9 protein-coding genes are annotated in these 12,490 nt (G+C 40.5%); 2 read left to right on the forward strand and 7 right to left on the reverse strand.

From position 1 onward, the window contains the following. Window positions 1-343: 343 nt before the first annotated feature. The 4 genes from AC4G3N_RS15820 to zapA form a co-directional block, all read right to left on the reverse strand. The gene (locus AC4G3N_RS15820; protein WP_140462243.1) at window positions 344-2,701 is read right to left on the reverse strand and encodes an endonuclease MutS2; all 2,358 of its coding nucleotides are present in this window, start codon (window positions 2,699-2,701) and stop codon (window positions 344-346) included. A gap of 27 nt (window positions 2,702-2,728) precedes the next feature. Then, window positions 2,729-4,444, reverse strand: coding sequence for a DNA polymerase/3'-5' exonuclease PolX (polX, locus tag AC4G3N_RS15825; protein WP_491090604.1), 1,716 nt, complete (start codon window positions 4,442-4,444; stop codon window positions 2,729-2,731). Window positions 4,445-4,552: 108 nt separating this feature from the next. Further along, window positions 4,553-5,095: a CvpA family protein gene (locus AC4G3N_RS15830; protein WP_066108772.1), complete on the reverse strand. Its 543-nt coding sequence runs from the start codon at window positions 5,093-5,095 to the stop codon at window positions 4,553-4,555. Between the two features lie 7 nt (window positions 5,096-5,102). Beyond that, window positions 5,103-5,372 (reverse strand): cell division protein ZapA, encoded by a 270-nt coding sequence (gene zapA, locus AC4G3N_RS15835; protein WP_373925507.1) that lies wholly within the window; start codon window positions 5,370-5,372, stop codon window positions 5,103-5,105. A gap of 154 nt (window positions 5,373-5,526) precedes the next feature. Between zapA and rnhC the strand changes: the two genes are divergently transcribed. Both rnhC and AC4G3N_RS15845 read left to right on the forward strand, forming a co-directional pair. Next, a complete protein-coding gene (rnhC, locus tag AC4G3N_RS15840; RefSeq protein ID WP_148630965.1) occupies window positions 5,527-6,486 on the forward strand; it encodes a ribonuclease HIII in 960 nt (319 codons plus the stop codon). 391 nt (window positions 6,487-6,877) lie between these two features. Continuing rightward, the gene (locus AC4G3N_RS15845; protein WP_066108777.1) at window positions 6,878-7,498 is read left to right on the forward strand and encodes a DUF1269 domain-containing protein; all 621 of its coding nucleotides are present in this window, start codon (window positions 6,878-6,880) and stop codon (window positions 7,496-7,498) included. A gap of 363 nt (window positions 7,499-7,861) precedes the next feature. Here the strand turns inward: AC4G3N_RS15845 and pheT are convergent, their stop codons facing one another. From pheT to AC4G3N_RS15860, 3 genes are all read right to left on the reverse strand, one after another. Continuing rightward, complete coding sequence (pheT, locus tag AC4G3N_RS15850) at window positions 7,862-10,276, reverse strand: phenylalanine--tRNA ligase subunit beta (protein ID WP_148630967.1); 2,415 nt, start codon at window positions 10,274-10,276, stop codon at window positions 7,862-7,864. Window positions 10,277-10,297: 21 nt separating this feature from the next. Beyond that, window positions 10,298-11,335 carry a phenylalanine--tRNA ligase subunit alpha gene (gene pheS, locus AC4G3N_RS15855; RefSeq protein ID WP_066108785.1) on the reverse strand — a complete coding sequence of 346 codons (1,038 nt, stop codon included), beginning with the start codon at window positions 11,333-11,335 and terminating at the stop codon, window positions 10,298-10,300. Window positions 11,336-11,716: 381 nt separating this feature from the next. Beyond that, window positions 11,717-12,448, reverse strand: coding sequence for a TrmH family RNA methyltransferase (locus AC4G3N_RS15860; RefSeq protein ID WP_187393497.1), 732 nt, complete (start codon window positions 12,446-12,448; stop codon window positions 11,717-11,719). Window positions 12,449-12,490: the final 42 nt, after the last annotated feature.

A 12,490-nucleotide genomic window follows, 5' to 3' on the forward strand; every position in this document is an offset into this window, starting at 1 on the left:
AAAGCTATTTCTCCTAGTTAATTATAGTATAATGAATTTTATGTGACAATATTTTACTAATATTCTGTTAACTTTATTTGAATTATCTAGTTCTTAACTCCTAAAGAATGATTTTGGAAGTCCTGAATATCCAATAATCACTTTTTTGCTTTCAATGTGTACTTAACTTGCCGGCAGGATATAAAAAAGAGCCTAAACAGCGGGACCCCCCACCATTTAAACTCTTTCACTCACGCACTCACGCGTAGAAGGCCATATATATGATCCCGACAATGATAAATAAAGCAGATACCACCAACAAAATCTTCCCCAGTGTTTCCATGGTCTCCTCCTGTGTTCTCCCTTATTTCAATTCAACAATCGTCACGCCAATTCCACCTTCAGAAGCTTCCCCAAACCTCATTGATTTGACTGAACGATGATTCTTCAAATACTCTCTGACTCCTTGTCTCAGTGCCCCTGTTCCTTTCCCATGAATGATGGAAACACGCGGATAACCGGCAAGCAAGGCATCATCAATATATTTCTCCACTCTAGACAATGCATTTTCGTAACGCTCACCACGGAGATCAAGCTCTAGATTAACATGAAAATTTTTACCTTTAATCTTGGTGATCGTTTTCGTCTCGACTGGCTTTGGACTTTTCTTAAATTCGAGATCTTTCTCATCCACTTTCATTTTCATGATTCCCATTTGAACATTCCACTCATGATCGGATATCTTTTCTATTAATTGACCAATTTGTCCCCAAGTGAGAACCTTAACTTCATCGCCAGGCTTAAGCGTCCTTTTGGCTGACGATACAGCGGCTTTTCTTATTTTTTTGGATTCCTCAGGTTTTGCTTCATTAAGCCTTCTCTTCGCCTCTATCAATTCATGCTCTTTGACTTCAGCACTCTTTTCGATTCGCATCTGTCTCAGCTCACGGATAATTTCCTCCGCTTCTTTTTGAGCCTTTTCTACGAGTTGCCTTGCTTCCTGCTTGGCTTTTTCGATTAGCGTATCTTTTTTATCCTCGTACTCCATTAATTGTTTTTGTAAATCTTGATGAAGGATTTCAGCATCCCTCAAATATTCTTCCGCTTCCTGCCAGTCTTTTTCAGCTTCCTTTCGTGAAGTTTCCAAAGATGCAATCATGTTTTCAACCTTATTGGAATCGGCTCCAATCATTCCACGAGCGTTGCGAATAATCCGTTCAGTTAAACCCAGCTTCGTAGAGATTTCGAACGCATTACTTCGACCAGGCACACCGATAAGCAGTCGATAGGTTGGACTGAGCGTTTCTACATCAAATTCCACACTTGCATTCATGACGCCTTCTTTATTATATCCATAGGCTTTCAGCTCAGGATAATGGGTTGTAGCAATAACCTTAGCTCCACGTGAATGTGCTTCATCCAGAATTGAAATCGCTAGTGCCGCTCCTTCCTGAGGATCTGTTCCAGCTCCAAGCTCATCAAATAATACGAGTGATTCAAAGTCCAAGGTTTCTAGGATTTCCACTATATTCACCATATGAGATGAAAATGTACTCAAGCTTTGCTCAATCGATTGTTCGTCACCGATATCTGCATATACAGATTTAAAAACTGCTAATTCTGATCCATCCATTGCCGGTACCTGCAAACCTGCCATAGCCATTAATGTACAAAGACCGACCGTTTTTAATGTGACGGTTTTACCGCCTGTATTCGGTCCTGTAATGACCATCGTCCCATAGGTCTCTCCAAGAATGATGTCGTTGGCAACAACCTCTTCTTTTGGAATGAGCGGATGTCTTGCCTTCTTAAGCTTAATGATTCCCTGATTATTCATAATCGGCATGGATGCATGAATAGCTTTTGCATATTTTGCTTTTGCAAAGGCAAAATCGAGCTTAGCCAAAATAGAGACATTCAGTAGAATATCATCTGCATACTCGCCTACAGCATTGGAAAGTGCTGTTAGTATACGTTCTACTTCCCTACTTTCTTTTACGCGAATATCCTGTAATGTATTATTCAATTGAACAATAGACTGCGGCTCAATAAACAAGGTTTGCCCTGATGCAGATTGATCATGGATAATACCGCCATAATGATTTCTATATTCCTGCTTTACAGGAATGACAAAACGATCATTCCGAATCGTCACAATCGTATCTGATAACATTTTGGCGGCATTGCTTGAACGAATCATACTTTCAAGCTTTTCTCTAACTCTTGCTTCATTCGTGCGCAATTGCTGACGCAACGTCCGGAGCGTATCACTGGCAGAGTCCAGAACCTCACCATGGTCCCCAATTGCCATATTGATGTCTTTTTCCAGATCACTCAGATTCACTAATTGGTCTTTATATTCATAGAGAATAGGAAGTTCGATTTCATTTTCCTGCATATCCTCCAAAAATCTGCGTAGAGTCCGTCCTGCTCTCAGTGTACTTGATGTTTCCATCAATTCAACAGGACTGAGAACACCACCAATCCGAGCTCGTTTTATATGGGAGCGAATATCAAATATCCCTCCAAGAGGCACATTGCCCTTTAAGCGATATACGGTTGCAGCCTCGTCTGTTTCATATTGAGTACGTTTAACCTCTTCCAAATCGGTATTGGGCATTAACTGTTCACTTAGGCTTTTTCCCAGACTGGAAGAAGCATGTTTTTGCAATTGTGCAATGATTTTTGTAAACTCGAGTGTTTTTAATACTTTGTCTTGCATGGAGAAAAATCCTCCTTACTTTTTCTGTTAGTCTCTATTGAGGAAAGCCAAAAAATCGTCCTCATTTTGGGCGTTTAATACAGTCTCTTTCTTGATCCAGCCACGCTTGGCGTTTGACACACCTACGTCCATATTCTCCAGCATATCAATGCTGTGAGCATCTGTATTAATAACGATTTTAACTCCTGCATCCTGAGCTTTTTTAACATTTTCCGCTGCTAAATCGAGACGATTTGGATTGGCATTCAACTCTAATACCGTATCAGTTTCTTTTGCAAGCTGAATCAATAAATCCATATCCACTGCGTAACCGTCTCTTCGCCCAATAACCCGCCCAGTTGGATGTGCGATAATATCGACATGTTTATTGGTCAATGCTGTTTTCAAACGCTCCATAATCACTTCCTGCGGTTGTGAGAAAGAGGAGTGAATAGAAGCAATAACAAGATCTAATTGTTCTAGAATTTCATCATCAAAATCAAGTGTACCATCCGGAAGGATGTCCATTTCGATACCGGACAGGATCATGATGTCATCATATTCCTTATTTAACTTCCTGATTTCTTCTTTCTGTTTTAAAACTCTTTCAGGTGTCAGTCCGTTTGCCACTTTTAAATATTGAGAATGATCGGTTATGGCCATATAGCGATACCCCTTGGCACGGCAAGCTTCTACCATCTCTTTTAACGTATGGGAGCCGTCACTCCAGGTTGTATGCATATGAAGATCACCTTTAATATCCTCCAAGGAAATTAAACCGTAATCAGCTTGATATTTATCGATTTCAGTACCATCCTGCCTAATTTCCGGTGGAATATACGGCAGACCAAAATGGCGATATAGGTCTTCTTCGCTCTCAAATGTTTTGACTTCACCAGTTTCTAAATTTTCAACGCCATATTCACTAACCTTTTCACCGCGATCCTTAGCCAATTGGCGTAAACGGACATTATGGTCCTTAGATCCAGTAAAATAGTGTAAAGCCGTTGCAAACTCAGCTGGCTTTACCATCCTGAAATCTACTGCTATTTCATAATCATAGGCTAAAGCAAGAGATACTTTTGTATCACCGGCTGCAACGATATGATCAATATTGGTTAACCCTAAGATTTGTTCTTTGACACTCAAGGGATTGTCAGTAGCTATGATGAAATCAAGGTCTTTTATCGTTTCACGTCCGCGCCTTACACTGCCAGCTCTTGAAAAGCGAATAACATCTTCCATTGCCTGCAGTTTTGCCTCAATGTCTTCCACAATCGGCAGCATAACAGCAAGAGGCAGACGATCCGGTTTTGTTCCCATTGCTTTGATGGCATCAAGTATGTTTTCTTCAGACTTTTTGCCAAAGCCGGCAAGTTTACTGACTTTCCCTTCTTCACACGCTTTCTGCAGCTCTTCCGCATTCGTAATAGCTAACTCTTTATATAGCTTGGCAATCTTTTTCCCACCGAGTCCTTGTAAGCGAAGAAGAGGAATTAACCCCTTCGGCACTTCCTCCTGCAATTCTTTAAGGACCTCTGATGATTCCATTTCGATATATTCATTTATGACAGCTGCCGTTCCTTTGCCGATCCCGCTCAGCTTGGTGAAATCATCAATCTCCGACAGGCTGCGTTCATCTACTTCAAGTGCCTGTGCAGCTTTGCGAAAGGCAGAAACCTTAAATTGATTTTCTCCCTTTAATTCCATATATATTGCTATTGTTTCCAATAGTTTAATGACATCTTTTTTGTTTACGCTCATTCCGGCCACCTACCCGTCCTATTTCATTTATTAGATACCTTTATCCTTCATTATATACAAGCTCAATCGGATACTAAAAAAGAATGACTTCCCTATTGGAAGAGGAAGTCATGAAAATGGATGGAACCACAAATTTGTCACCCAATCAGATAAAAATGGGGTGTTCATAATGATTGTTTTCGCTAAGGATGAGTTATGTATCATTTCCTGCAGTGACTCAATGGGTAGCATAGCACCAATAAATAGGATAATAAACATACCCAAATACATTTCTACAAATCCTAAAGCCCCGCCAGCCAATTGATTAAACTGCTTCAAAAGGGGCAGCTGAGCAAGAAAGTCCAGCATGGACCCAATAATTTGCAGGACAATTTTTACGCCAACAAAAATAATAAAGAATGCAATTGCATTGTAAAAAGCAGAATCCAAATCTGTAATATTAAACAGCATATTAAGACTTGAGTCAGTATCCGCTGATGACGGAAAAGGAACCCACATTTCAAGCTTAGGACCGAGGTCTTTATAAAATAATTTAGCTACAATCAAGGCAATAATAAAACTTAATAAGTGTACAAGCTGCAAGATTAAGCCTCTTCTTAAACCTATTAAAAATCCTATGAGTAAAGCTACTAATATGAATAGTGTAACCATAATATCCTCATTTCTTCTGTTGATTTATTTCTATTTCCAAGGCTTCTATCTTTTCTAACAATTTATAGTATTCATGCATCGTATTAACTGCAGTTAATACAGCTAATTTAGTCGTATCCAGACTCGGGTTTTTTTGACCAATTTCGCGCATTTTATCATCCACCGAGTGGGCAACTTGTCGTAAATGAGAAGTTGATTCATCGCCTACAATGGTGTATTGTTGTCCATATATCTCAACGTTTATCCTGTTTTTATCAGACAAGGCGGTTGCCTCCAATCATAAAAATCCTGTCTACTATCATAACATGAAAACCAATTTCTTGGTATTCCTAGATAAAAACTACTATCAATCGTAAAATATCATATACACAAATTTCCGTCCTATCAACAAGAGGACGGAAATTTGGCGTAAAGAGGAGTAGAGTAGAAAAATGGCGAATACTGTTATTACAGTAACAAAAGAAACGATTCTTAAAATGAAATCCTATTACTTGAATTCTTTATTGCCTAAAACACCACCCGGAGCTGTTTTCTCAGCGAAAATGAATGGGATGACGATTACGGCCTATAATTCTGGAAAAGTATTGTTCCAGGGAGCCGTCTCAGATGCAGAAGTTCAAAAATGGAGTAGCGGATCAGCCAATGCTGCTGCCCCTCAAAAAAAATCACCAATTAAAAAAAGAAGTGTATCAGACCATATCTACCGTCCTCCTCATACAATCAATGAGTTGAGTATCATTGGTACAGATGAAGCGGGAACGGGCGATTACTTCGGACCCATAACAGTTGCGGCAGCCTATGTCAGCAAGAAACATATTCGGGAACTTGAAAATATGGGCATACGGGACTCAAAAACGATTCGCGATCCGCAAATATTAATTCTTGGCAAAAAGATTACAGCAATGATTCCGTATAGTCTGCTTGTCCTGAAAAACGAAAAATACAATAGCCTTCAGCAAAAAGGAATGAGCCAGGGTAAAATGAAAGCCATGCTGCATGAACAAGCTATTCATCATTTGCTGGCCAAATTGGAAGGAACCAAGCCAGATGGTATTCTCATAGACCAATTTTGTGAACCTGATATATATTTTCGCCATACCGCCACGAACGGAAATCGTGAAGTTCCCTTGTATTTCAGCACAAAAGCTGAAAGTATATCCACAGCGGTGGCAGCCGCTTCTGTCATTGCCCGCTACGCTTTCTTAAAACATATGGATCTACTCAGCGAACAGGCAGGGATGACGATTCCTAAAGGCGCCAGTTCAAAAGTGGATGAAGCTGCCGCTGTCTTTATCGCTAAAAAAGGTGAAAGTGAATTAAACGCCTTTGCCAAGCTTCACTTCGCCAATACAGAAAAGGCACGCAAGCTCGTAAAACGAATTGGATTATAATCAAGCACTCAGCTTGGGAGCTGATCTGCACCCCAATTGTTAGACACACGGTCTAACAATTGGGGAGATCACATCTGGTCTGAGTGTTTTTATTATGGAGTAAAGTTGTTTTCAACAAGATTCTCCATTTAACAGGGCCTCGTAGGTTGTATTTACGGGAATCAAGCCGACTTTATTCAAAATCCGGCCGAACTTAGAAGGAATTCAGCCAATCTTGGTAATAATCCAGCCGAGTTTGATTGGAATCCAGCCAAACTACCCCTAAATCCAGCCGCTATCCTCAGCCAATTAAAATGATGTTTAAATGCAATGAAAAACTTACCAGTTTACCGCATTTTCTGAGGGGAATAAAATAATCGGAATTTTTTCAAAGAGATGAGGTAAAACGAGAATGGAAAATGTTGTGTTAAGTTTTTTCAAGGTTGAAAGCGAAGCATATCAGGCTTTATCTGAGCTAAAAAGAACTCATACATCCCAGAAAGATTTCGTCCTCTCACAAGTAGTTTTACTAAAAAAAGTTGATGGGGAGATTATCACAAAGGATAGCTTCAACACTGGCAGTCAAACAAGTGATGACACTTTATTAGGCGGACTTATTGGAGGAGCTCTCGGGTTACTTGGCGGTCCGATAGGTATCCTTTTAGGAATGGGGATAGGTGCCGGCTTCGGTTCCTTATTAGATATGAATGATGCCAAGGAAGAGGACGGTATGCTTTATACGGTTTCTACAAGAATGAAAGACGGAGATATAGCCCTTATAGCTGTTATACAAGAAGAAACAGAAACATCCTATAATGAGATCATTAATCAATTTAATACAGTAATCGTTAGATACCGTGCCAGCGTTATTCAGGAAGAACTAGACCATGCGCGTAAGATACAAAAGGAATTAGAACACGAAGCAAAAGCCAGAATGAAAGAACAGCGCTCAAAAGAAAGACGAGAAAAAATCGACGAATATAGTACGAAATTAAGAGAAGAATTCAAACAGATTAAAGAGAAATTATCATAAACCAACACAGTCATCATACATTAACAAGTTAATTCATACATAAAAAAAAGATTGCTTATATTATAGCAATCTTTTTTGCATTAAAATTATACAGATATAATCTTTAATTAAGGGAGATGGCTTCCACCACTCCCTCATTCAATTATAAGTGGCTGCAAAGGCCAACAGGATGTTGGATGAAGACATTGCCACACGATGTGGTGGTCTTAGTCTTTGTTCCTTTTTGAGTCGTCTCAGCCTTTCGTTAGATCCAGCTTCAACTCCTAGGCCCTCGAGTCATAAGGATAGCCACTTCGGGGGAAACCATCCCCTTCGTGCCTTTGTCTTATGCTCCTCGCTCCTGAGCAAGGCCCTTCAGCTTTTCTAGCCTCTCAGCTGTGCCCCAGCTTTTTCTTCTACTGCCATTAGGACTTTGCTGTGGGCTTTTGTTACTTCTTCGTCTGTTAGTGTTTTTTCAGGGTCGAAGTATTTTAGGGAGAATGCTAATGATTTTTTGCCTTCTTCCATTTTTTCTCCTTCGTATAAGTCGAATAAGTGAACTTCTTTTAATAGTTTGCCGCCAGCTTCTTTGATAATCGTGCTGATTTCTCCCGCTACTGCTTCAGAGTCCACAACCAATGCAATATCACGTGTAATAGAAGGGAATCTTGGAATAGCTGTATATTGAATTGGTTCTTGATCTACATGTAAAAGGTCTACTAGAGACAATTCAAATACATAGGTTTCTTTTAAGTCTTCTTTCTTTTCAACTTTCGGATGAACTTGACCTACGAAACCAATTAATTCTCCATCTAAGAACAATTCAGCTGTGCGTCCTGGATGCATTCCTTCAACAATCGCTTGTTTCCACTCCATACGGTTTTCAAGGCCAAGCTTGCGGAATAAGCCTTCAAGGATTCCTTTTACAACGAAGAAATCTACTTTTTTCTTCTCTCCCTGCCATAGGTTCGTGTTCCATAGACCCGTTACAGCACCTGCAAGATGCTCTTTTTCTTCTGGAAGCTCTGTATCAGAAGTTTTAAGGAAAATAGCACCTGTTTCATAAACAGCCATATTTTCATTTTGGCGAGCTACATTATGCTTTAACACATCCAGCAAGCCAGGAATCAGGCTCATACGAAGAGTGCTTCTTTCTTCACTCATCGGCATTGCCAAACGAATGCTTTCACGTTGCTCTAATGTATACATGGCTGCTTTTTCAGCAGATGTTAGAGAGTATGTGATGTTTTGCATTAAACCGGCTTCTTCTAGATAACGACGTACAACTCGACGCTTCATTTGGTAAGGAGTTAGTACACCTGGCTTAGAAGCACCAACCGGTAATGTTTTTGGAATATTATCGTATCCGTAAAGTCTTGCTACTTCTTCAATAATATCTTCTGGAATAGTAATATCTCCACGGCGTGTCGGTACCGTAATTACAAAGTCTTCTCCATCCACATTCACTTCAAATTGAAGGCGCGTTAAAATATCCTTCACTTCGTTCACAGATAAAGACGTACCCAGTACCTTATTGATTTTTCCAAGACCAATACTAATCACGGCTTCTTCAATCTTCATCTCATTAAATTCTGCTTGACCTTCAAGCACTGTACCGCCTGCAAGCTCTGCGATTAATTCTGCTGCACGTTCTCCGGCAGCACGAACGCGGTTTGGATCCACACCTTTTTCAAAGCGTGCGCTTGCTTCTGAACGAAGACCAAAATCTTTGGAAGCTTTGCGGACAGGACCGCCTGCAAAATAGGCTGCTTCCAGTAATACAGTTGTTGTTCCATCAACAACCTCTGAGTTGGCTCCTCCCATCACACCAGCAAGTGCAATAGCTTCTTTGCCATTTGTAATGACTAAATGATCATCGCTAAGCGTACGTTCAGCTTCATCCAATGTAGTCAGCTTTTCACCTTCATCTGCCATACGAACTACAATTTCTTTAGATTGTAAACGATCATAATCGAACGCATGCAATGGCTGACCATATTCAAGCAAAATAAAATTCGTAATGTCGACCACATTATTATGCGGACGGATCCCGCTCTTCATTAATCGGCTTTGCAGCCATAATGGAGATGGACCGACTTTTACATCTTTAATGATTTTCGCGATATAAAGAGGATTTTGCTCAGGTGCGTCCACTTTTACGCTTACATAGTCTTCTGCTTTCTCAGAGCCTGCTTTTACAGTTACTTCCGGTAATTTAACTTCTTTACCCAAAATAGCTGCTACTTCATATGCTACACCAAGCATGCTTAGGCAATCAGAACGGTTTGGTGTCAATCCAAGCTCAAGAATATGGTCATCCAGCCCCAGTTGTTCAAGCGCATTTGTGCCAGGAACAACATCTTCAGGGAATACAAAAATACCTGTACTGAACTCTTTTGCCACTACTTTCGCTTCGATTCCCAATTCCTGCAGGGAACAGATCATGCCGTGGGATGCTTCTCCGCGCAGCTTACTCTTTTTAATTTTGAAATTCCCCGGTAAAACAGCTCCCACTTTTGCGACAGGAACTTTTTGTCCTGCTGCCACATTCGGTGCACCGCACACGATTTGAACCGGTTCTTCTTCACCGATATCCACTTTACAAACACTTAATTTATCAGCATTCGGATGCTGTACTTTTTCAAGTACATGTCCGATTACCACGTTTTGAATTACCTCAGCAGGAGATTCTACACCTTCTACTTCGATTCCGCTTCTTGTAATTTTTTCTGCCAACTCATTAGCATTGATTCCATCTAAATCAACATAATCCTGTAACCATCTATATGATACAAACATCTTATTTCCTCCCTCTAATTCTTACTCGTGACGATGAAACTGGCTTCCGAAACGTACATCATTTGTATAGAAATGACGGATATCGTCAACACCGTATTTCAGCATGGCAATCCTTTCAACACCCATACCAAATGCAAATCCAGTGTACTTCTTGGAATCAAATCCTGCCATTTCAAGTACATTCGGGTGAACCATACCTCCGCCCAGAATTTCGATCCAACCTGTTTGTTTACAAACTGAACAGCCTTTTCCACCGCAAATTTTACAGGAAATATCCATTTCAACTGAAGGCTCTGTGAATGGGAAAAAGCTTGGACGAAGGCGAATTTCACGATCTTCACCAAAGAATTTTTTCGCAAATACTTCAAGAGTTCCATTTAAGTCAGCCATTGTAATGTTCTCATCCACTACAAGACCTTCAATTTGCATAAATTGGTGAGAGTGTGTGGCATCGTCATTATCACGGCGATACACCTTACCAGGACAGATAATTTTAACCGGTCCCTTCCCTTCATGCTTTTCCATTGTACGAGCTTGTACAGGGGATGTATGGGTACGCATTAAGATTTCCTCAGTAATGTAGAAGGAATCCTGCATATCACGGGCAGGATGGCTCTTAGGAAGATTCAATGCTTCGAAATTATAGTAATCCTGTTCCACTTCCGGACCTTCAGCCACTGTGTAGCCCATTCCAAGGAATAGGTCTTCTAATTGTTCCGTAATTTTTGTTAAAGGATGGTGGTTCCCTTTATTAACAGGAGCTCCAGGAAGAGTGACGTCAATTTTTTCCTTTGCCAATTTTTGATTAACAGCTTCTTCCTCTAATGCGTGCTGCTTTTCTTCAATTGCAGATGCAATCGCACCTCTTACTTCATTGGCAAGTGCCCCTACCTTTGGACGTTCTTCTGCTGAAAGACTGCCCATTCCTCTCAATACCTCGGTGATCGGTCCTTTTTTGCCAAGGTACGCAACACGGACATCATTCAAGCCTTTGAGGTCAACAGCAATCTGTACTTTTTCCAAGGCTTCCTGCTGCAATGCTTGTAATTTCTCTTGCATAATTAAATCCTCCTATGTGATTTTTGATGAAAACCAATAAATGAAAACAACAAAAAACCCCGTCCCCAAAAAGGGACGAGGTTATCATCGCGGTACCACCCTTGTTAGCGTCCTATTCATTATAGGCTCGCTCGCTTCATTCAATAACGACATTTCTGCCGGCTAACCTTTACACAAACGTTTTGTCTGTGGTCCCGGTTGCAGCTCCGGGGGTGAATTCACTTGTTTGCCTTTTTCCATAAAAACGCTCTCAGTCTCAGGCGTTTTTTTCCTGTAAGGCGGTCAAACAGCTACTTAGTCCCCATCTATGCTTTTCATCATCCAATTTTATTTACTCATTATAATCTAAATTGCCCCGAGTTTCAAACGTTCATTTCCTCTTTATTTAAGGCCATACATCAAAATGCCGGCAGCTACTGCCACATTTAATGATTCACTTTTTCCGTATATAGGAATATACACATTTTGATCTGTTTGTTCTAGCAGTTCTTTGCTGACGCCGCTGCCTTCATTGCCGACAAGTATAGCGAACCGTTCTGCTTTACTTATCTCCTTATAAGACTTTGCTCCCTGCAAGGCAGTCCCATAAACCTTCATACCTGATTGTTGTAATTTATCCACCCAAGTTTCTAGGCTTCCTTTAAAAGTTGGGATATGAAACAGGCTGCCCTGTGTAGAGCGAACTACCTTTGGACTGTATGCATCTGCGCACCCGTCCCCTAGTATAACGGCATCAAAGCCCGCTGCATCTGCTGTACGTATCATTGTTCCGATATTCCCTGGATCCTGCACACGATCAATTAATAATACAGTTGAAATGTCCGCTCCTAACTCAGGGAAAGTTGGCTTTCTGCAAGCCGCTGCAACTCCCTGTGGTGTGTCAGTATCCGCGATTGCTTTAAAAATGTCTTTATGTACAGTAAACAGATCAATGCCTTCTAGCTCCCACTTTAAAGGTAAATCAGTACCTTCCTTTACAATCAGTTCTTCCACTAATCCATGCATAAGAGCTTCCTCTACTAAATGAAAACCTTCCACTAGGAAAAGACCGCTTTTATCCCTGTCCTTCTTTGTCAAAAGTTTCTTCCATTGCTTTACACGTGCATTTTGCATTGATTCAATATATTTCAATATAAGTCACCTTCTTATCAAACG

This window comes from Bacillus sp. z50 (assembly GCF_058313585.1).

Excerpts from the sequence above, each read along its gene's own strand:
- AC4G3N_RS15830 (WP_066108772.1), bottom strand. The coding sequence starts at position 5,095 with ATGGTTACACTATTCATATTAGTAGCTTTACTCATAGGATTTTTAATA.
- pheS (WP_066108785.1), bottom strand. The coding sequence starts at position 11,335 with ATGCAAGAGAAATTACAAGCATTGCAGCAGGAAGCCTTGGAAAAAGTA.
- pheT (WP_148630967.1), bottom strand. The coding sequence starts at position 10,276 with ATGTTTGTATCATATAGATGGTTACAGGATTATGTTGATTTAGATGGA.
- polX (WP_491090604.1), bottom strand. The coding sequence starts at position 4,444 with ATGAGCGTAAACAAAAAAGATGTCATTAAACTATTGGAAACAATAGCA.
- AC4G3N_RS15860 (WP_187393497.1), bottom strand. The coding sequence starts at position 12,448 with ATGCAAAATGCACGTGTAAAGCAATGGAAGAAACTTTTGACAAAGAAG.
- AC4G3N_RS15845 (WP_066108777.1), top strand. The coding sequence starts at position 6,878 with ATGGAAAATGTTGTGTTAAGTTTTTTCAAGGTTGAAAGCGAAGCATAT.
- rnhC (WP_148630965.1), top strand. The coding sequence starts at position 5,527 with ATGGCGAATACTGTTATTACAGTAACAAAAGAAACGATTCTTAAAATG.
- AC4G3N_RS15820 (WP_140462243.1), bottom strand. The coding sequence starts at position 2,701 with ATGCAAGACAAAGTATTAAAAACACTCGAGTTTACAAAAATCATTGCA.